Below are 21,246 nucleotides of genomic sequence, written 5' to 3'. Positions count from 1 at the left end.
TAGCTCCGCTAACTGGAAAAGGACAAAATTTTCTTACCATCATCAAGTAGGTCATAAAATTCTCTGTATAGTTGACTATAATGAATAATCAAAAAGAGACCTGCAAGGACTCACAGATCTCTTCAATAAGTTATTTTTCATCATAGATTTCAGCACGTTCAAGTGCCTTTACTTGAAAATACGCTGAAATAAAAGGTATCAGAATACCCGCTACCATTACGCCAAATAAATTAAAGGCGATTGTACACATTAACGTGATCACTATCGGTAACCAAAACGGTAATTTTAAATCTTTACCAATTAAAAGTGGTTGTAATACTTCAGTCAATAATTCAACACCTAAATATATAGCAAATAACCACCATCCTACTTGCGTATCCCCTTGTAGCCACTCAATCAGTATCCAAGGAATAAAGACCACGCCAGCACCAATTACGGGTAATAAGGCTACCAAGCTGATACCAATGGCTATCAGCAAAGCCCATTGGATGTTTAATAACCAAAAACCTAGCCCATAAATAACCACTGTTAAAAGTAACAACTTAACTTGAGCACCTATATACAGCTTAATATTTTGAATCGTGTGCAAGAAAACTTGTTTCCAAAATGTAGCTTTTGTCATCTTATCGACCTCTCTTACATAATCGCTTTTGCTATTGGTTGATAGGACACGCATTAAAAATGTGATAAATTATTTTCCTGCTCTCTTAGCCTTCTTAGCATCACGTTTTGCTATAGCGCCTGCCAAATCATAATGGTAATTTGGATCTAAAATACGGTCATTTTCGATGAAAGCCTCTTTGATAGATTGGTTGATAGCCTTGTTATCTTCTTCAGTTAACCGTTTAACATCAGGTAATTGAATAGGTTTGCCCACACGAACTTTAGCCCTATTAGCTTTTTTCCAAGAGAATAAATCACGAATTTGAATAGGGCCTTGGTAGTTGACTGGTAAAATTTCAGCCTTACCCATCTTAGCTATAGAAACCGCCCCATCTTTAATTTCATCCGTATAACGAGAACCAGTAGGAAATAGACCTACATACTTCTCGCCAGATTTAATCGTACGGACTGCTTCTTTTATTGAAGATGGACTAGGATTTTCACGATCAACCGGAATAACATTGATTGTAGTAAAAAACCAAGTTAAAAATTTATTAGCTAGCAATTCTTTCTTTGCCATAAAGGCTACTTGTTTTGGTCGTAGAGCTAAAGCGATGAAAATTGGATCAAGAATTGAACGATGTGGCCCAACCACTAAATAATTAGCTTTTGGATCGAATGCCTCATCCACATCAATTTGAGTTGGTCCATTGATTATACCAATAAACCATCCTACCAAAGTTAATAGAATATTATAAATCATCAGTTTCCCCTTCACCTAAATCTTGATGTGCATCCGAATAGGTCTGCAACTGATACATATTATAATATGTGCCACCTTGTCCAATCAAGTCGTCATGGTTACCATGTTCGATGATTTGACCATTTTTCAATACGATAATTTGATCTGCATCTTTAATTGTCGATAAACGATGTGCAATAATAATAGTTGTTCGCCCTAGACGCATATTGGCTAATCCAGACTGAATTTTCTGCTCTGTTTCAGTATCTATGTTAGCAGTTGCTTCGTCTAATACGAGGATTTTAGGTTCTCTTAATATTGATCTTGCAAAAGATAACAATTGTTTTTGTCCAGTAGAAAAAGCTGCACCGCCTTCGATTACTTTAGCGTGATAACCATCTTCTAAGGATTCAATAAAAGCATCTGCTTTCACAAATTGTGCTGCAGCCTTAACCATATCAATACTGTAATCTCCGTGTAGACGAATATTATCTGCAATATTTCCATAGAACATAAACGAATCTTGTAAAACTAACCCAATATCTTCTCTTAACTGCGTCACAGGAATATCTTTAATAGACTGTCCATCAATTAAAATTTCTCCCTGATTAAACTCATAGAATCTCATCAAAACATTAATAATGGATGATTTACCTGAACCCGTTTGACCAACAAAGGCTACTGTTTGTCCCGGTTGAATATCGATATTAATATCATGGAGCACTTGTTTCTTTCCATCATAAGAGAAAGACAACCCCTTTATTTGGATATGACCATCCGTTACTTTACCGCTCGCATCCTTATTTGATACTGGTGCCATTTCCTGACTATTCAGTAAATCTAAAACCCGCGAACCAGATACCATCCCATCTTGGAAAATTGACAACGAATCCATCATTTGTCCCATCGGTTGGAAGAATGATTTAGCGTAAGATGTAAAAGCATAAACAACGCCTACGTTAATGGCCACACCTTGTAAATCTTGAAAACCAAAAATATACAAAACGAGTACCAAGGCGATTGCTTCAAGTAAGTTAATAGCCGGTTGTAATAATAAGGCGTTCATTTTAAACATACCTACTCTAGCTCTTACATAAGTTTGGTTTACATCATCAAATTCTTGGATTAATCGATCTTGTTGACCATAATTTTGAATAATATTCATTCCAGAAATAGATTCGCTTAATTTAGCATTCAAAGTAGATAAAGCAACTCGCATACGACCATAAACATAAGTAGATTGTCGCTGATAAATGTAAATTAAAACTAACATGACAGGAACAAAGGCCATAAATACTAAGGCTAATCCTGCGTCTAAAGTAAACATGGCATAGGTAATAGCTACAATATTTAATAAACCATCAAAGAAAGATAAGAATACCTGCCAAAATTCTTTAATTGTTTCTGTATCATTCGTCACTCTAGAAACGCCTGACCCATTGGGTATTTGGTCAAAATAGCGCATACCTAGATGAACAACTTTTTTATAAAGGGTATTACGCATATCAGCAACTGATTTTTCAGCTGTTAACTTAAAAGTGAAATCTCTAAAGTAATACACCGCCACCTTTAATAAAGTTAACCCAAAATAAAATGCAGCTACCTGGATCGTCACTGGTAAAGTGGCTGAATTAGTTGCTAATACCTGGTCTAGGTATCGTTGAATCACGATGGGTAAATAAGCAGAAATTCCAGCTACGACAGCTGTTGCCACAAATGATAAAGTAAAAGGTAGCCAGTGTGGTTTTCCAAAGCCAACAATCCCTTTAAAAATACGGACCTGGTCAGCCAGTGAAAACTTTGTTTGATTAGTTTTCTCCATCAGTATCACCACCTTCAGTAATTTTTCTTTGTAATTGTTGTTGGTTATAAGTATGTGCATACCAACCATCTTCAACAACTAACTCGTCATGTTTCCCACGTTCAATAATAGTACCTCTATCCATTACAATAATTTCTTCTGCATGCATGACCGATGACAATCTTTGCGCAGCAATTATCGTTGTTTTATTTGCTCGTTCTTTACGTAAATTGCTTAAAATATTTTCTTCAGTCTGTGCATCTACTGCTGATAGCGAGTCATCCATGATTAAATATTCAGGGTCAACAGCTAATGCTCGAGCAATTGCAATCCGTTGTTTTTGTCCCCCAGATAGCGATACACCACGTTCCCCAACTTCTGTTTGATAACCTTCAGGGAATTTCATGATATCTTCATGAATATCTGCCACTTTGGCATAATGAATTACCTCTTCTTCCGTCAGGCTAGGGTTTCCAAAACGAATATTTTCTAAAATCGTATTAGAAAATAAGAAATTCGTTTGTGGTACATAACCGAAAGCTGATGAAAGTGTGTTTAAACTAAAATCTTTAATATCTTTTCCATCGAAAGTAATCTGACCATCATATTGATCATAATCACGCATTAACAATTTGAAAATCGTCGTTTTGCTTGAACCTGTTCGACCAACCACTCCAAGTGTATTCCCTTCTTTCAAATGGAAAGTCGTATCTGATAATTTAATGCTACCATCATCGGGATAAGCGAATTCTTTAATATCAAAATGAATATCACCTTTAATTGACGTAGTAATCGCTTGGTCTACCTCAGTAATTGCTGGTACTTCATCTAACAATTCAGATACCCGGTCCCATGATGCATTTCCTCGTTCAAGTGTATTTACTAGGTGTCCAACTGCTATTAATGGCCAAGCCATCATAGATAAATATGAGATATAGGCTATTAAGTCACCAACAGTAATCCGACCACTTTGGATGAAATAAGTTCCAAAAAATATCGTTAATACATACGTTAAACCAGTGATAATTTCAATTATTGGTGTATATGCCGCATCTGCTTGATAAACTTTTCGGTTCATTTCAACAACTTGTTCAGTCTTTTCAACAAAATCTTGGTAATAATCTTCTTCCTCACCAAATGTCTTGATTACCTTCATTCCAGACACATTTTCTTGCACTTCATCATTTAAACTTGAAAAAGCTTCTAATGATTTACGAAAACGTTGGTTGATAATGCGTCCTAACACCCGTGCTACCACTATTAAGATAGGAAACGGCAAAATAGTGACTAAAGTTAACTGCCAATCAATTAAGACAAACATAGAGAACAATGTCACTACCGAAATAGAGATAGAGTCAGTTAAAGTTAGAATACCGCCACCAGCAACAAAACGTAAGGCAGCCAAGTCATTTGTAGCATGTGCCATCAAGTCACCCGTACGATATTTATGGTAAAACGTAGCATCCATTTTTGTAAAATGACTAAACAAACGATTACGCATAATCGATTCTAATAAAGTCGAATTCCCAAAAATAATCGATCGCCAACTATAGCGAAGCACATACATAATAATAGCCAATAATAATATTAAACCTGTTTGAGTGATTAATAATTGCCCAGTTAAAGATCCTGCCGCCAATTGGTCAACCATATTCCCTACGATCTTAGGGGTCATAGCTGATAGAATCGCACAGGTGACTAATGCCGCTATCCCAAAAGCATAGCTCTTCCACCGCAATTTAAAAAACCAACCCAATTTTTTAAAAATTGAAAACATTTCTTCCCTCCTAAACACATTCCTATTTATTATCTAACAAATCTTGACCAATTGCGAAAATTAACACTTGTCGGTAAAATAAAAATTTGGTTAGACAATGCAATAGCCTCCGCAAGCCAAATGAGCTGCGGAGGCTATTGCAGATATAAAGCGAATCTTGTTGCTTTAATCTAGTTATTTAGATTTTTTTGTTTGATTTTTTCATAGATTGTGTGATTTGACGCACACGTTTTTCTGATGGTTTTTGACCCATTGACATCATCATTGAACGAATCATATCGTCAGAAATCGGCGGATTTTCTTCAAAATAGTTGACCATATATTTACGGGCAATAAAGAATCCCCCAACAGCGCCCAAAATCGCTGCAATAATTACGATTAAAATCCAAGCTCCCGTACTTAGCATAGTTTCTACACTCCTCTCATACGTTTACAAGATAAAATTTTACTAAAGTATTCACCCATTTGCAAAGCTTTTCATAAATTAAACACCCTTAAATGTCAACTGATGCAATACAGCTTGAAAACTACTTGGTAGTTCGGCATCAAAAACCAGATGCTCACCAGTTACTGGATGGTCTAATTCTAAATGGTGTGCGTGTAATAATTGTCCATTTTCACTGAAAAATCGCTCTTTATATTGTCTTGCATATAAAGGATCATCAACTATTGGATGGTTGATAAAGTTAGCATGGACTCTAATTTGATGTGTTCTTCCGGTTTCTAATTGGAAGTTCACTAGTGTATAACCCACGTAACGGTGTTTTACAGTAAAATGTGTAATCGCTTGGCGACCAGCTTCATTCGTTTCAAACTTTAATCGATCTTTTTCATGGCGACGAATCGGCGCATCAATCGTTCCACCAGCTTCAAAAATTTCTCCATATACTAATCCAGTATAAATACGAGTCATTTCGTGGTTCGCTACTTGCTCACTCAAACGTTCAAGTGCTAGTTGTGATTTAGCTACAACTAATAAACCCGTTGTATCCTTATCCAATCGGTGGACAATACCTGGCCTAAATGATTCACGCCCAATAGCTAGTTGGGAACCATTCTCTTGCACATGGTATAGTAGACCATTTACTAAGGTATTTGTTGGGTGGTTAACTGATGGATGCACGACGAGGTTAACAGGTTTATTTACCACTAAAATATCATCATCTTCATAAACGATATCTAAAATCATCGGCTCAGCGATTGGTTTAAACTCATCTGCTTCCACTGGCTCTGGCTTTTGTACGTTAACGATATCGCCAGTCATCAATGTTTGAGATGCCTTAGCGGTTTTATCATTCACCGTTACTAATTGCTCCTTAATCCATTTTTTGATGGTTGTACGACTCTCATCACTAAATTGATTAGTAACAAACTGATCTAATCGTAAGCCTGCCTCACCCTCATATGTATAGCTATATACTGTGTTTTTTTCTTCTGTCAAAATACTGCTCCTTACTTGTTACTGGTTTTACTTTTCCAATTGATCTTCCGGTGTAATCGCCATATATACAATTATTAAGATGACACCAATTGTTAAACAAACATCGGCGATATTAAAAATGGGAAAATCGATAAAGGACAATCTAAACATATCAATTACATAGTTTAAATGAAGTCGATCAATAAAGTTACCTAACGCACCTGCAATCATAAAGGATAAACCTATTGATAATAAGCGAGAAACTTTACCTTCCTTGTGTAACATATAGATTAAAACTGCAACAACTGCTACCGTGATAATATAAAATAACCACATTTGCCCTGAAAAGATCCCCCAAGCTGCCCCATCATTTTGAATGTAGAAAAAGGAGAGGATACCAGGAATAAAATCTTGACCCTCATTTACAGCAAAAGAAGTCACGGTCCAATACTTCACAATTTGGTCAATACCAACTAAAATGGCGATTAATAGATAATTCAGTAACATACATCCTCCTGAGGCCTTAGCCTGATATATTTTATTCTTTTATTTTACCTTTATTTATCATAATTAATTAGCGGATAAAGCTTGGAGAATCCCATCTTTAGCTAACTGATCAGCTTCCTCATTGTATCGATTACCAGTATGGGCTTGTACCTTTACAAAACCGATAATTAAATCGTTAGCTTGTTCTTGCATGAACGCCTGATAAGCCTTAGTATTCTCATTTTTAGCTTGCCAAGATTTTAATGCCCATTCTGCAATTCCCATATAATCATGATAAATGATGACGCTTTTAGCTCCTGCATTTCGGGCGATTTTTACAGCGTGCATAGCTGCTATAATTTCACCAGCAACATTGCGCATCTTGGCTAAGCCCTCAGTATTGCGGCCACCTTTATAAGTCTTCTTCGTATCCTGATATAAGACTACACCTCCATAGCCAAAATAACCAGATTTTTTATCGTATGAGCCATCCACATAAACGATCATGGTATCGCCATCTTCCTGTTCGCTTTTACCATCTTTATTCAGCCACCGGACTTCTTCACCCTGCCAAGCCTTTGATACTGAAGTTGACCCACTTTTGATAAAAGCTTCCGCTTCTTCTAGGCTAGCGAACGACTTATATATTGCACCTGAAAAACCCTTAACTTGTTCTTGGCAATCCAGCCAAGATTTGTAGATACCTGGCTTTTTACCTTTTTTAACCGCATAAAATTTTGCCATCTTTTGTAGGCCACTCACTTTCTCTTACTTAATTGTTTTTTAAATTTTAGCATAAAAAAAGTGAGACCTAAGCCCCACTTTTTGTTCACCATCTTATCAACAGTGATAATGTTAAATTAATAAGCGGGTGACGAGAATCGAACTCGCGACGATAGCTTGGAAGGCTATGGTTTTACCACTAAACTACACCCGCATGCAAAACTAATACAAAAGATATTATAGCACCCTTTGTATTCATTTTGCAAGTCTTTTAGACAAAAAAAGTTTTTAAAGTGTCTAAAGATATGATCATTTTCTGAGTAACTGGTTTACCCCAAATTGTTTCAAGTGCTTGGGCATATAAATCCATTTGGGCTTGATAGCGGTCAACTAAGGTCTTTTCTTGTTGGCTATCATTTAGATATGCAATACGATCCGTTTTAAAATCATAAAGATAAATTTCATCAGCTAATAGGATAAAACCATCAATCGTCCCATGAATAAGTAAATCATCAGATGTAGACATATCTGTAAAAATTTCAGATCCGGCCATCATTAATGAAAAAGTTTCCTCTCTATACAAATGGTCCGCATGCCTTAAGATCAATTGTCCCGTTGCTGTTTCAAAGAAAGCTACTAATTTATCCACTTGGATATGGTCCCAAAGTTGCTGACTCAAGATACCTGCATCACATAAAGTATTGAATAAACTTTTAAAGGTATCCGTATTTGGCAAATCATCTAAGGGTAATTTTTGCATGAGAAGATGAACTGCTGATCCTATCGCTGTTGGCGTAACTGGTTGATCTTTCACTAAGAATTTAGGTTGTTCATAATCATCTTCTGTATATCGAAAGGTTTTGGTTAATTTGTTTCGATTATTTATTGACCACGGTTTTAATTCTTGTTCGCTTGGATCTTGTAGCATCCGTTTTAATTCTGATACAGATTGGAAGGATGTTGTCTGCGTAGCTGATTGATAAGCATAATCTAATTGACTTACTGGTAATTGAATCATTTGCTTATCTACTTGATCATTTTCAACTATTTTGTCATCAGCTAGAATAGCTGCCAAAATCTCATTATGATCAATTGGTGCAGTCTCATCAATTGCATTTATCCATTTATGACGGCCTAATGGTGCTTCTTCACCAGATACCACAGCAATACGGAAATTGGTGTTGGTATTGGTAAGGTAATCTGGAATGTGTACACTTTGATTTACTTGATCAAAATCGTGATGACGCATCAAAGCTGGTCCAATCCAATCTAGTAGACTATTGGCTTTAATCCTTCCTGAAGGCGCTAATTGTTCATCTTTCATCAGTAACCCCTGCCATTTAGCAATCACTGCATCAAAATCATTCACCATTCCGACTAAGACTAATTGTTGTTCTGCTCGGGTTAACGCAACATATAGTTTCCGCATTTCCTCAGCTAGCATATCTTTTTTCTCGAATCTTTTCGTCATCATCTCAAACATGTTTGGATAAGTGATATGACGAGAGCGGTCGGTTAATTTTACCCCCATACCAATTACATCATTGTAAATCACCGGGTTACGAAGGTCTTGCGTATTAAAGCGTTTGGAAACATTGTAAACATAGACTAAGGGGAATTCTAGCCCTTTAGAATGGTGAATCGTAAAAACTTTGACTGCAGATTGTGTATCATCTCCATGTTTAGGTGCTTGTAGGTCATTATCTTTTTCTTGAATCTTTTCAACAAAGCGGATAAATTGAAAAATCCCTTTAAAAGCAGATGCTTCGTAATCAGAAGCTAATTGATAAAAACCATGCAAGTTATTTTGTCGGACCTCCCCATTCGGCATACCAGCAACATAATCTAAAAATCCGGTATCCGTATAGATTCGCCAAATCAAAGTTGCCAATGGTTTATCACGAGCAATATCTCGCCAATCTTGGTGCCATGCATTCAATTTATGTAGCTTTTCTGCTAATTGTGCATCTTGTCCTTCATCCATTATCATATATGCCTTCATTGCATCATAGTATGTTGCCTTTTGATTAGCTATACGAATTTTGGCTAAATCTTGCTCATTTAAACCGATAATAGGAGACCGTAAAATGGCTGCCAGCGGAATATCTTGATAAGGGTTATCGATAAACTTCAACACATTCAACATAATACGTATTTCAGTACGCTGGAAATAATTAGCTGAGTCATCTAACATTAACGGAATTTTATATTGTGCAAATACATCCTCTAATTCTGAATGGTTCCGTCTAGTAGCCACTAGAATCACGATATCATTAAATGTAATTGGCCGCTCAGCTTGTATTTTTTTATCGTAAATCATATGTTGATGATGGACTTTGTCTAAAATAGATTGTGCAATCAATTCTGCTTGCATTTTAGTCCCATTATTTATCCCTTCATCTAATAGATCATTTTCTAAATTACTAGCTTTTTCCTCCTCGTATAAAAGTATTTCAGTTTGCATCCGGTCAGTTTCTGGGTAATCTGTAAATCCAAGTTTAAGAGCCGCCTCTTCGTCATATGCAATTTGGCCAACTTGTGGATCCATTACTTGACGGAAAATAAAATTCGTAAAATCTAGGACATCTGCTCTTGAACGGAAATTCTCTGCTAAGACAATACGCTTTCCGCCATTTCCATCCGCAAATTGATTATATTTATGAATAAACAATCCTGGCTCAGCGAAGCGGAAGCGATAAATCGACTGCTTAACATCTCCTACCATGAACATATTAGGTTGATCAGGATTACCCGAAACAGCTTGTAATATTGCTTCTTGTAAGGCATTGACATCTTGGTACTCATCGATCATTACTTCTGTAAACTTATCTCGGTAATATGCTTTGGCTTCATTCATCACTTCTGGTTGATCAGTATCTATTTGGGATAATTCACCCACTTGCTTACTAAGAATTTGATAAGTAAAGAGTTCTATATCTGAAAAATCTAGAATTCGTTGGTCAAACTTATGTGCCTGCATACGTTTAGTGAATTTTTTTTCTATATTAATAATTGCCTGCGCCAATCTTTTAGCATCTTGAATAAATTGTCCTTGATAATGTTCATCAAAGGTGAAATACGGCATAATATCTTTTTCAAAAACTGCTTTAATTGTCTTATCGTGTCGTTCTTTTAAGGTTGTTCTTAATTCGATTTGTGCATCGTTACCTGCTTCAAAATCTTTTTTAGATTGCGATACTAATCTTGGAAATGGCATAGAAATAACTTGTTGGTAGGCCTCTTTATAGGATGACTTTATATTCGTTTTCAGTTGGTCTAAATAAGCTAATTTTTCTTTAACTGAACTCGCCATTTTTTCAAAGCCAATAGCTTCAGAAACAGGTAAATCTTCAATATAAAGACGGACCGTATTCTCCAAAGCTTCAATTTCTGCTAAGAGAGTTGGTACTACAAAGTCTTGATAGAAGCTAGTTTCACCGTAAGGGGTATCTGCATCTGGGTAGTTGGCAACCAGTCCGTCTAACCACTCATTTGGATCTGTATGTACTCTAGATTTATTGTATAAATCAAAGATTAATTGGTCCACCTTGTCATCCTTACGGTCACTAGCAAAGTGGTTAGCCATCAGTAAATAATCAGCATTTTCATTAGCCAATAAGTCTTCTTTTAAGGTTTCCCAGACATTTTCAAAATGCATCATATTTTCTGTTTCATCAGTCAACAGTCGATAAACTGGGTCTAAATCTATCAAGAAATAATACCGTTGGATGACCTGCTTACAAAAGGCATCAATTGTTGAAATGTTGGCTTGAGGTAATTTAGCGATTTGCTGTAAATAATGCTGGCGACTATCACTATCTGGTTCATCATTGATCATTTCTTGCAATGCAGATTCAAGACGCTCTTTCATTTCACTGGCAGCCTTTTCAGTAAATGTAACGACTAGTAACTCGTCTACACCATAACCCCGACGTACCTTTCGTAAGATACGTTGGACAAGGACACTCGTTTTACCAGAACCAGCAGAGGCTGAAACCAATAAATTATCTCCTTCTAAGTGAATAGCTGCCCACTGGTCTGCCGTATACCTGGCGTTAGCTTCCGTTTGTAGTGGAATAGTGGTTTGTTTTTCCTTATTTATCATCTTCGGTCTGGTCCTCCTCTTCTTCAATTTCATTATCTATTGATAACGCTTGGAAAAATGCATCTGCAGTCATAGATAGATTTGGTCGGTATTTATTGGTATAGTCTGTAGCATCAAACATAGACACTGACCTGTAAGGTTCTGTCATTGATGGTATATAAGGATCGTTTTCAAGTGGATTTAAAGCAATATGTCCAGATACAATTTGCTCAGCTGTAGACTTTATTTTTTCTTCTACAAAGGCTAACAATTGCTCTAATTCTTCTTGCGTTAATACCTTAGCATTTTTTTTGAAATCACCATCATTTTTTCTACTAATCGAATAAACAGACGACTGATCACCAGCAGCTAACCCTTCGTGATGAATGTCTTCTAATAAGTCATAATCTAAGCGGATATAACCTGCCAATTTCAAATCAGCAAATATTTTATCGGCAATATTTTTGTCAGTCAAATCAGCTTGCTTTTCAATTTTCACTTGAGGTTGGAAGATTCTTTGATAAAAGGCTCCCAAAGGCTTTGCTGTTTGCCCTGACTGATTCAGTTGGTCTAAAGCGACTTTTAAATAAGTATAAAGTTGTAGTTGCGCCCCCACATAAATTTCATCAAATTTTACCTCATGCGCAGATGACTTGTAATCCACTACCTGAATAAAATGTTGAAGTTTGCCATTTTGTTCATGCGATACCGCATCGATTCGGTCAATTTTCCCTCGCAAGCGTACTTCTTGTCCATTCTTTAAGGTAAAGTGCGTAATGGTTTCCTCTGGTTCGTCATCTTTTTGGATATAGCCAAACCGTTGCTCTGTTTCCATTGTCGTCACGTTGACCGCTTGCCGCTGTCTAATAATATTCTCTACCAATAACTGGATCGTTTCCTGCATTGATTTTTGTAAGTAACTATTACGGTTATTCACCTTAAATATCGTATATTCTGGGTACACATCCGGATCATTCAACTTAGCTGTTACTTCCCCTAAAATAGCTACAACTTCCTTTTCAGAAAGACTCGCCAAATCAAATTCGCGTTGACTGACTTCTTTGAAAAAATGGTCCAGCATTTCATGGAAATAATTCCCTGTTTGCAGAGAATCTAGTTGAAAGCTAGGTCGTTCTTTTAATTTCAAACCATATTTTAAATAATAAGAAAATGGATCACGATTATATAATTCAAGCTGTGACACAGAGACTGACAAAATATCACCGTATAGAGACTGAGACAATTCAGGTGTCAGTGGTAAAACAGTATTATGGTAAGTTAAACTAGTTTGCAACCATTTAAAGAAGTCACTAGCACCAGCTTCAGTCATTACTTGCTTATAAACCGGTTGCCAAATCTGACGTAACTTCTGCTGTCCATGTGCATCCTGTGCTATAGCTTTTAGTAAGTAACGTACCTGAGAATAGCTATTGCCGAGTTTCAGAATTGTAGCTTCTGAAGTATGGTCTGATGGTTGACGCAAGTATTTGATTGGTACATCAAAAGCTTGTGCGATACGCATAATCATAGGCGATAATCCTTCTGTATCAGCATCTCCATTATTCAATGGATAGGAGATATACAAATGGTCAGTAGCGGATAGAAGCGCTAAGTAGGCTTTATAAGCTTCATTATTATTCTTGCTATCAGCAGATTGCTTCAATGCCTGTAAATCGTCTAATTGCTTTACTACTAATTGTCTATCTTCATTCGTTAACAAAGACTTCTCTTCATAGACAACGGGTAAGGCGTACTTGGACATACCTAAAATAAAAGTGATTTTCTTAGCTTCTACCTGATTTTCATCAAAAGACCCAATAGTTACAGCATCCATTGTTGGTGGCACCATAGCATACCTAGCATTTTGAAAGGCTAGATCAAGAATTTTGAAGAAATATTCAAGATCAAATAGCTCTGAACCAAATAGTTGAACATAGTCATCTAACATTTGAATGAAGGTTTGCCAAGCTTGCTCATGTTGCCTAGCTTCTTGTAATTGACCAGCCTCTAAATATTTATCTCGCCAATTCATTAGACTTTTTGGAATACCACTATTCACTAAAAAATGGTAAAAATAAGTGACTGCTTCTTCAGTTGTTTGTTCCTTTTTCCAATTGGCAAATAGCGGTGACAAGATACCAACAACAAAAGATTTAACTTGATTAGCAGTCTCTTCAATAGCAATATCACGTTTTGTCCCAATTTTTTCACCATCTTCACCCACTAAAATATACGACCAAGTGCGATCTTTAGACCACCAGAATTGTCCTTCATAACCGTTTCGTAAAACAACATTTTCAGTTAAATCAACGGCGTCGCGAAATTGTATTTGTGCTTTTTGACTATCTGATAGGTCGTCAGTGAACATACTACCCATACTGAAATCATCAATATTTACCAATTTTAGCGTATCCAAATCTATAGGGTTTAATAATTCACTACGAAGCAAATCAAACGTATCTTGATATCGCCAATTATGTTGATAAACGCGGTATAAGCTCATCATAAATCGATAAAGCGGATGTAGTGCCATGTCTTCTTGAAAATTAGCAAAATATGGAATCTCATTGGCTTCAAGAGCTGCCTGTAAGGTATGTTGATAACCTGCTTCATCTCTAGTTAATATTTGAATATCCTTATAGCGATAACCTGCATCTGGATCAGCAATCAGTTGATAAATTTCATTGGCAACCTGGTCAGCTTCCATATGAGTCGATGGCACTTCCCATATTTCCATTACCTGATTAACTGCATTTTTATCTTGGAATGATTGTGCCTTCTGACCACTTTCAATACGATTATCCGTTCTGAAATAATGATCGAGTACTTTAAAGCCAGTTGCATAGCTTTTATTATTTTCAGCTAAAATCGGTTTTTGAAGCGGAATATGTCTGTTTCGCGCAAATTGTGTCAACTGATGATAGGTTTTTCCAGTAACAGTGAATAACTCATACCAGTCTGGCGTTTTAAAATCATAAGCTTTATCTAGATTTAAAACGATCTGAACTTGAGGACAATTTTCTAAAAGTGATACTATTGTCTCCAACTCTTGGGCATTAAAGTAGTCGAACCCGGTAATGATAATCCTTGTTTTGGATAAATCTTGGTCTACAATAGCCTGTCTAAGTTGTACAAAAACGTTCTGTTCTGCCATTGTTAAACCAGCTAAGTACTTTTCATATTCTTGGTAAATAGCCGCTAACTCTTTCATCTTCTTAATTTGATTCTGGATAAGTGGCTGACTACTATCTTCATAACGTGACAAAGAATAGAAAAATACATCACTTGTAACCTGTCCATTGATCAATTCTTTAAATAGGTCTGCTAGCGCTTCTACGAACCCAATCTGATTGTATTCACCACGATAAACTAGTAATTCTTCCTTCATATCAGCTAAGACACGACCTATCACCATAATATTACCAATATCTGAAATATCGCCAACTGACTGACTATCTTGTTTTTGTAATAAATACCAAGCCAATCGTTTAAATGACTGAACTTGAAGTCGCATCATCCCCGCATGCTCTTCATCATTCGTATACCCTGCATTCAGTTGAATAGCTTTCATTTGACGCAGCACAGACATTTCTAAATCAAATTTCATATTATCGTCTGTAATGATAAATACTTGGTTTTCAATATCTGCTCTTAGGTAACGATCTATATCTTGATAGAGGCTGGTTAAGTCATTTTGTGTAGGTGTTTTTAAAATAAACTGTAAATTCATTTGAGCTCCTCCAGATTAAAGCAAATGTTTTTAATTGCTAAATATATAAAAGGAGAAGTTGACATCTTTAAAATGCCAACTTCTTTATTTACGGTAAATGATTTACCTTCATATATTTAAAACAGTATTCTTATAATCGATCATAGTCACCAGCACCCTCAACAATCGCAAGTATCACTTCAGTTGCCTTAACCATGGTTTGTAGGCTCACATATTCAAAACGTCCGTGCATATTCTCACCACCGGCAAATAAGTTAGGGGTTGGTAATCCCATGTAAGTCAGTTTAGAACCGTCAGTACCGCCACGAACAGCGATGATATCTGGTTGGATATTGACAGCAGCAAAGGCATTTTCAGCAAGCGTGACCGGGCGCATATCTTTTTCAATAATTTCACCCATGTTGTAATATTGATCATTTAACGTAACTGTTGCAATTTTACGACCATAGAATTCGTTCAAATTATCAGCAGCAGCTTGAATTGCTGCTTTACGGTTTTCAAATTGTTGGCGGTCGTGGTCACGAATGATATAGGTTGATTTCGCTGCTTCTACATTTCCATCCATACCCATCAAGTGGAAGAAACCTTCGCGTCCTTCTGTATTTTCAGGTCGCTCATTTTCTGGTAATTGATTATGAATATCTATCGCTACTTGCAAGGCATTAATCATTAAGTCTTTCGCTGAACCTGGATGAATATTTTTACCTGCTACTTCAATAACTGCAGATGCTGCATGGAAGGTTTCAAATTCTAACTCTCCTAGTGGTCCGCCATCCATTGTATAAGCAAAATCAGCAGCGAAACCTTCTACATCAAAACGATCAGCCCCTACGCCAATTTCTTCGTCAGGACCAAAAGCAACTTTCACTTCACCATGTTTAATTTCAGGATGGTCAATTAAGTATTTACCAGCTGTGACAATTTCTGCGATTCCAGCTTTATCATCTGCTCCTAGTAATGTTGTCCCATCAGTAGTGATTAATGTTTGACCCACATATTTATTTAATGAATCAAACTCGTCAGGATCCAAGACATACCCTGAATCACCCAAAGGGATTACACTACCATCATAGTTTTCAATAATTTGTGGTTGAACATTTTCAGCGTTAAAATCTGCTGTATCTACATGAGCAAAAAAACCAATCGTTGGATAGTTTTTACTATCATCTGTTGCTGGAATTGTAGCAGTAACAAATGAGTCTTTTTTATTGTAAGAAACATCTGAAAATCCTAAAGTTGTTAGTTCTTCTACCAGTTTCTTAGCAAAAGCTACTTGGTTTGGTGAGGAAGGCACTTGGTCCGCATTCGCTTCGTTTGAACGTGTATTTTCTTTTGCATATGCTATAAAACGATTTAATAATTCTTGTTCTTTAATTTGGTAAGTCATTCAGTTTTTCCTCCTATATAAATGTAAATGGGTCGGTATTTAATTGGCTAGCTACAATTTCAACTTGCCAATGATTCATTTCATTCCATTCAGTAAATTTCTCTGTCATTTTTTCTTTGACAATTGATTCAAAATGGTGGCCAGGATCGATGACATTCAGCCCTGCAGCAATCATATCGTGTCCCGTATGATAATAAACATCTCCAGTAATAAAAGTATCTGCACCTTTAGCGAGTGCATCTTCAAAGTAAGAGCCTCCATCGCCGCCAAGGATTGCCACACGTTTAACGGGTCTATTGCCATCAGCAACAACCATTCGCAGTCCATTTACACCAGTTTTTTCTTTTACAAATTTGCCAAAATCTACAAGTGACACAGGTTCAGCTAAGTCACCAATCCGTCCAATACCAATTGCTTGTCCTGTCGTTTCATCTTCAGTATGTGGTCGTAAAACTGTCGTATTTTCAACCGCATATACGTCAGACAACCAATCGTTCATACCATCTGGTGCAGCATCTAAATTCGTATGCGCTGCATAAACGCCTATACCTAACCGAATAATTTCGGCATACATTGCCTGCTGTGGATCATCTTCAGTCAATCGCTTCACAGGTTTAAAAATGGGTGGATGGTGTGCAAAAATAAAGTCTGCACCGATTGCTTTCGCTTCTTCAACCACTTCAGGACGAATATCTAAAGTGACCAAAATCTTATGGATATTTTGATCCAAACGACCAAAATGTAAGCCCGTTGGATCTCCTTCAACAGCATAATATTCCGGTGCGAATGTTTGGAATTGTTGGATAAAATCTTTAATTGTGAGTGACAAATTAATGCCTCCTTAAGCTAATTGTGCTTGTATTGCTGCCTTCAACTCTCGATAGCGGACGATTTTACTTTCATCCCGTTGTTTAGCTTGTTCCAGTTGACCTAGTACATACTCTGTTCTTTTTAATTCCAATTGCCATTTATCTTGGAAAACGGTTGGATATTTCTCTTTATTGAATAAACCAAATAGCAAATCCGTTTGGGTTAGTTTTTGTTGAAGATTATCTCGATAATCTGCCACAATGACCTCGTAAAATTTACCTTTTTCTGTGATCATCGCTTCGTCAACAATTTCATAATTGTGCTGGTTTAACCATTGACGGACTTTGTCTTCTGCGACATTCGGTTGTAGAATCAACCGTGGTTTGCTAGCTAATTTACCATCAACTAAACCTTGGGCTAGGATATCAACGATTAAAGCACCCCCCATACCACAAATGGTAATGGTATCGATTTGATCTTCAGGCAGAATGACAGCTAAGCCATCTCCAAGTCTAGCCTCAACTATATGTCCTAATTCTTGTCTGGCAATTTCTTGCTGGGCAGATTGAAACGGGCCTGCCACTACTTCACCAGCAATTGCTTTGGTAAGCTTATTTTGACTAGCCAAATTAGTTGGTAGATATGCATGGTCTGAGCCAATATCTGCCAACCGTGCGCCATCTTCTATAAAAGAAGCGACCGATGCTAATCTTTCTGATAAGTGATTTACGTTCATAATTTATCTTCTCCACTCAATTTCAATACAGAATAATTATATCAAAGTTTCTTACTTTTTTTAGGAATTTACCTTCTAAAATGATAAGAGTTTATCCCTTTACAAATAAAAATATTAGGCATAGAATATTTATGTTGAAAATACTTTATATATTTCGCCGAATTAGCTCAGTTGGTAGAGCATCTCATTCGTAATGAGGAGGTCACAAGTTCGATTCTTGCATTCGGCATTTTCCTTATATAGTGAATATGCTTTCTTCTAAAGTAGGCCGTTCATGAAAAAAGTCGTTTTTTCTAGGTTCTTTTAAATGATTCGTTATATTTTGGGTTGTATTCGGAGATAAAAAACTTTTTACCAGAAGGCCTTTCAATGATGAAGTCTTATTCGGATAAAATACGAAACTCAGTTAAATACCATACAAAAATACCCTAAAACCATACAGTTAAATGGTTTTAGGGTAATTATTTTCATTAAACATTATGATGACTAGTTTTTTTCATCCATCTTTTCTTTATAATCATAAGTTCGATTCTGTATCAAAGATTGACTGTAAAATTTATATAAATGGTATTGTAAATACGCAGCTACACTTCCTATTAAAGTCCCAATGACTATCCCGCTAAATCGATCGCCTAAATAATCGAAGCCAAGATTTGGATTTTGAAAGGTTAATTGAATCAAGACCATATTGGTCACGAAGAATATCCCAAATGAATAGTTTCTTGGAATAAAATATTCAGCTAACACATACAGCACCACTACCATTGCAATTCGACCAAGATGCGGAATTTGTATCAATAAAATCAGGGCTGCAGTTGCTAGTCCAGCAGTAGTGCCAAAAACTCTTTGGAAGCTCTTATTTAATATTATCTGTAATGTGTTCCCTTGTAAAATAGCTGAACACGAGACAATAATCCAAGAATAAGGGCTTAAATCTAAAACGATATTAAGATAAGCTGCGAAAAATAACACACCCGCATAAAAAAATGAATCAACTATCATTCTAGGTTCAGTCCGAATAGCCTCTTTATAATTGAAACTAAACGTAAACGATTGTTTAGGTAAGTCTAAATACTTAACCAATAAATAAGCCATGAATAAAGAAACTAGAATCCCATAACTTAGCTCGACTAACTGGGTCGGAATTTGACTCAGCGACATATCTCTCGTTGCTCCTGAAGCCATCACGAGTATCACGAAAATATCTCCTGGCTTATCAATTCGATAGATACGGTAAACTAATCTTGCAAAGAATGCGACAAAACTAATAAATATGGGTGCCATTAAGGGGATTTGACCAATAATAAGGCCAACCGTATAAGCAGTAAATAGCGATATTGCGACAAATATCATTCGCTTAATCGTTCGCTGTCCTTCGTAAGATTGAAAATGCAGAAAAGTAAATAATCCCAAGCTAGATGTAGCATTGATACCAGGATTTTTTAAAAAGTATCCGGTTAAATTTACAATCAGCGCACAAATACCGGCAACAAGTATTCTTTCTAAGTGATGATCTGGGGAGGGTTTTAATGAAAAAGTTTGTTTTAAAATTGAATGCATGTTGTCTCCTCCAAAAAATACCGGACCTTCCTATTATATAGGTCAGCATCCGGTTGCTCTTCAATTATACCACTAATATGATAAATATAAACTTCACTTTTCAGATACCTTCTAATCATATATACACAAGAAAAGAAAGGTCTTAAAATTATTTTATTATATAAATACTCACTTTAGATAACCTATGAGATATATTACTTTTATGCCTGTAGTGCAACCTTTAATTTTTCTAATCCTTCATCCACTACTAACTTTGAGACATTTAATGGTGGTAGCAGGCGGATAACATCATCTTTAGCGGAAGTAATCAATAATCCTTGTTCAGCAGCTTTGGTAATTACATGCCCAACTGATTTCGTCAGTTTCAAGCCGATTAATAATCCCTTTCCTCTAATTTCTTTAATGGCTAGGGACTGCCATGACTCAATTTCATTAATGATATATTGTGACACTTCTTGCACATTTGCCAACAAGTGCTGCTTTTCTATCGCTGAAAGAATATAGTTTCCAGCTGCTGTTGCTAGGGGATTGCCACCGAAGGTTGTGCCGTGATCTCCCGGTTTAAAATGACTGGCGACATGATTTTTAGCCACAAGCGCACCAATCGGTAACCCACCTCCTAATCCCTTAGCTAAGGTAATAAGATCTGGTTTTAGACTCGTCTGTTGAAAAGCAAACATGGTACCGGTTCGGCCGATACCGGTTTGAATTTCATCAACGATCACTAAAACTTTTTCCTTTTTCTGAATTTCATTCACAGCAGCAACATATTCTGGCGTAATTGCATTGACTCCACCCTCTCCTTGGATGACCTCCAGCAAAATAGCACATGTATTATTGTTCACGGCTGCTATTAAGTCGTTTATATCATTAAAATCGACGTATTTAAAGCCCACAGGTAGTGGTTTAAATGCAGTATGCATGTCTTCTTGACCGGTCGCTGTTAAACTGGCCAAAGTTCTACCATGGAAAGATTGGTTCATGGAAATAATTTCAAAAGCATCGGGACCCTTCATTTCAGTCCCCCATTTACGGGCTAGTTTAATGGCTGCTTCATTGGCTTCTGTACCCGAATTAGCGAAAAAAGTCTTGTCAAGATTTGATACTTCGCTTAATTTTTCAGCGAGTTTGATCCCATTTTCATTCCAGAAAAGGTTAGATACATGTATCAAATTGCCTGCTTGCTTAGAAATGTATTCGACGAATTCTTGGTCAGCGTGGCCTAATACATTGCATGCAATGCCAGAAATGAAATCGATATACTTTTTTCCATCTAGATCCTCAACATAGGCTCCTTGACCTTTGACTAGGACAGTTTCTTGGCGGTTGAAAGTATGCATGGTGACTTCCTGACCCAATGCAATCAGTTCTTCTGTATTCATTATAT

Annotated in this window: 15 protein-coding genes and 2 tRNA genes; 1 reads left to right on the top strand and 16 read right to left on the bottom strand. The window is 36.5% G+C overall.

Going from position 1 to position 21,246, the window contains the following annotated elements; genetic code table 11:
* Nucleotides 1-130: 130 nt before the first annotated feature.
* The 14 genes from HMPREF3116_RS08380 to HMPREF3116_RS08315 all read right to left on the bottom strand — a co-directional run bounded on the left by HMPREF3116_RS08380 (nt 131) and on the right by HMPREF3116_RS08315 (nt 18,299).
* A complete protein-coding gene (locus HMPREF3116_RS08380; protein WP_070469151.1) occupies nt 131-622 on the bottom strand; it encodes an AI-2E family transporter in 492 nt (163 codons plus the stop codon).
* A gap of 69 nt (nt 623-691) precedes the next feature.
* Nucleotides 692-1,366 carry a lysophospholipid acyltransferase family protein gene (locus tag HMPREF3116_RS08375; RefSeq protein ID WP_070469150.1) on the bottom strand — a complete coding sequence of 225 codons (675 nt, stop codon included), beginning with the start codon at nt 1,364-1,366 and terminating at the stop codon, nt 692-694.
* Nucleotides 1,356-3,167, bottom strand: coding sequence for an ABC transporter ATP-binding protein (locus HMPREF3116_RS08370; protein WP_070469149.1), 1,812 nt, complete (start codon nt 3,165-3,167; stop codon nt 1,356-1,358). Before HMPREF3116_RS08370 ends, HMPREF3116_RS08375 begins: the two co-directional genes overlap by 11 nt.
* Nucleotides 3,154-4,923 carry an ABC transporter ATP-binding protein gene (locus HMPREF3116_RS08365; RefSeq protein WP_070469148.1) on the bottom strand — a complete coding sequence of 590 codons (1,770 nt, stop codon included), beginning with the start codon at nt 4,921-4,923 and terminating at the stop codon, nt 3,154-3,156. Before HMPREF3116_RS08365 ends, HMPREF3116_RS08370 begins: the two co-directional genes overlap by 14 nt.
* A 178-nt stretch (nt 4,924-5,101) precedes the next feature.
* Nucleotides 5,102-5,329 carry a YneF family protein gene (locus HMPREF3116_RS08360; protein ID WP_070469147.1) on the bottom strand — a complete coding sequence of 76 codons (228 nt, stop codon included), beginning with the start codon at nt 5,327-5,329 and terminating at the stop codon, nt 5,102-5,104.
* Between the two features lie 78 nt (nt 5,330-5,407).
* Nucleotides 5,408-6,364, bottom strand: coding sequence for an RluA family pseudouridine synthase (locus HMPREF3116_RS08355; protein ID WP_070469146.1), 957 nt, complete (start codon nt 6,362-6,364; stop codon nt 5,408-5,410).
* A gap of 27 nt (nt 6,365-6,391) precedes the next feature.
* The gene (gene lspA, locus HMPREF3116_RS08350; protein ID WP_070469145.1) at nt 6,392-6,850 is read right to left on the bottom strand and encodes a signal peptidase II; all 459 of its coding nucleotides are present in this window, start codon (nt 6,848-6,850) and stop codon (nt 6,392-6,394) included.
* A 63-nt stretch (nt 6,851-6,913) separates the two neighbouring features.
* Nucleotides 6,914-7,573 carry a ribonuclease H1 domain-containing protein gene (locus HMPREF3116_RS08345; protein ID WP_070469144.1) on the bottom strand — a complete coding sequence of 220 codons (660 nt, stop codon included), beginning with the start codon at nt 7,571-7,573 and terminating at the stop codon, nt 6,914-6,916.
* 122 nt (nt 7,574-7,695) lie between these two features.
* Nucleotides 7,696-7,766 (bottom strand) — tRNA-Gly (locus HMPREF3116_RS08340).
* Between the two features lie 57 nt (nt 7,767-7,823).
* Nucleotides 7,824-11,657: a helicase-exonuclease AddAB subunit AddA gene (gene addA / locus HMPREF3116_RS08335; protein ID WP_070469143.1), complete on the bottom strand. Its 3,834-nt coding sequence runs from the start codon at nt 11,655-11,657 to the stop codon at nt 7,824-7,826.
* Entirely contained in the window at nt 11,647-15,366 is a 3,720-nt protein-coding gene (locus tag HMPREF3116_RS08330) for a PD-(D/E)XK nuclease family protein (protein WP_070469142.1), read from the bottom strand. The genes addA and HMPREF3116_RS08330 overlap by 11 nt, the downstream gene beginning before the upstream one ends.
* Before the next feature lie 130 nt (nt 15,367-15,496).
* Complete coding sequence (gene pepT / locus HMPREF3116_RS08325) at nt 15,497-16,753, bottom strand: peptidase T (RefSeq protein WP_070469141.1); 1,257 nt, start codon at nt 16,751-16,753, stop codon at nt 15,497-15,499.
* 13 nt (nt 16,754-16,766) lie between these two features.
* Nucleotides 16,767-17,582, bottom strand: a complete 816-nt coding sequence (locus HMPREF3116_RS08320; RefSeq protein WP_070469140.1) for a Nif3-like dinuclear metal center hexameric protein — start codon at nt 17,580-17,582, stop codon at nt 16,767-16,769.
* 12 nt (nt 17,583-17,594) lie between these two features.
* The gene (locus tag HMPREF3116_RS08315) at nt 17,595-18,299 is read right to left on the bottom strand and encodes a tRNA (adenine(22)-N(1))-methyltransferase (RefSeq protein ID WP_070469139.1); all 705 of its coding nucleotides are present in this window, start codon (nt 18,297-18,299) and stop codon (nt 17,595-17,597) included.
* A gap of 156 nt (nt 18,300-18,455) precedes the next feature.
* Here HMPREF3116_RS08315 and HMPREF3116_RS08310 point away from each other — a divergent pair.
* Nucleotides 18,456-18,528: transfer RNA gene (locus tag HMPREF3116_RS08310), tRNA-Thr, on the top strand.
* Nucleotides 18,529-18,785: 257 nt separating this feature from the next.
* On the opposite strand, the gene HMPREF3116_RS08305 is transcribed toward HMPREF3116_RS08310, so the two are convergent.
* The gene (locus tag HMPREF3116_RS08305) at nt 18,786-19,859 is read right to left on the bottom strand and encodes an FUSC family protein (RefSeq protein WP_070469138.1); all 1,074 of its coding nucleotides are present in this window, start codon (nt 19,857-19,859) and stop codon (nt 18,786-18,788) included.
* A 200-nt stretch (nt 19,860-20,059) separates the two neighbouring features.
* Entirely contained in the window at nt 20,060-21,241 is a 1,182-nt protein-coding gene (locus tag HMPREF3116_RS08300; RefSeq protein ID WP_070469137.1) for an aspartate aminotransferase family protein, read from the bottom strand.
* Nucleotides 21,242-21,246 lie beyond the last annotated feature (5 nt).

Origin of the sequence: Aerococcus sp. HMSC10H05 (assembly GCF_001806975.1) — a bacterium.
In the GTDB taxonomy this organism is placed as follows: Bacteria; Bacillota; Bacilli; order Lactobacillales; family Aerococcaceae; genus Aerococcus; species Aerococcus viridans_B.
Note: the sequence above shows the minus strand (reverse complement) of the source record. Positions and strands in the feature narration are given on the sequence as shown.

Coding starts and splice junctions, on each gene's coding strand:
- HMPREF3116_RS08380 (WP_070469151.1), bottom strand. CDS start 622: ATGACAAAAGCTACATTTTGGAAACAAGTTTTCTTGCACACGATTCAA.
- HMPREF3116_RS08375 (WP_070469150.1), bottom strand. CDS start 1,366: ATGATTTATAATATTCTATTAACTTTGGTAGGATGGTTTATTGGTATA.
- HMPREF3116_RS08370 (WP_070469149.1), bottom strand. CDS start 3,167: ATGGAGAAAACTAATCAAACAAAGTTTTCACTGGCTGACCAGGTCCGT.
- HMPREF3116_RS08365 (WP_070469148.1), bottom strand. CDS start 4,923: ATGTTTTCAATTTTTAAAAAATTGGGTTGGTTTTTTAAATTGCGGTGG.
- HMPREF3116_RS08360 (WP_070469147.1), bottom strand. CDS start 5,329: ATGCTAAGTACGGGAGCTTGGATTTTAATCGTAATTATTGCAGCGATT.
- lspA (WP_070469145.1), bottom strand. CDS start 6,850: ATGTTACTGAATTATCTATTAATCGCCATTTTAGTTGGTATTGACCAA.
- HMPREF3116_RS08345 (WP_070469144.1), bottom strand. CDS start 7,573: ATGGCAAAATTTTATGCGGTTAAAAAAGGTAAAAAGCCAGGTATCTAC.
- addA (WP_070469143.1), bottom strand. CDS start 11,657: ATGATAAATAAGGAAAAACAAACCACTATTCCACTACAAACGGAAGCT.
- HMPREF3116_RS08330 (WP_070469142.1), bottom strand. CDS start 15,366: ATGAATTTACAGTTTATTTTAAAAACACCTACACAAAATGACTTAACC.
- pepT (WP_070469141.1), bottom strand. CDS start 16,753: ATGACTTACCAAATTAAAGAACAAGAATTATTAAATCGTTTTATAGCA.
- HMPREF3116_RS08315 (WP_070469139.1), bottom strand. CDS start 18,299: ATGAACGTAAATCACTTATCAGAAAGATTAGCATCGGTCGCTTCTTTT.
- HMPREF3116_RS08305 (WP_070469138.1), bottom strand. CDS start 19,859: ATGCATTCAATTTTAAAACAAACTTTTTCATTAAAACCCTCCCCAGAT.
- HMPREF3116_RS08300 (WP_070469137.1), bottom strand. CDS start 21,241: ATGAATACAGAAGAACTGATTGCATTGGGTCAGGAAGTCACCATGCAT.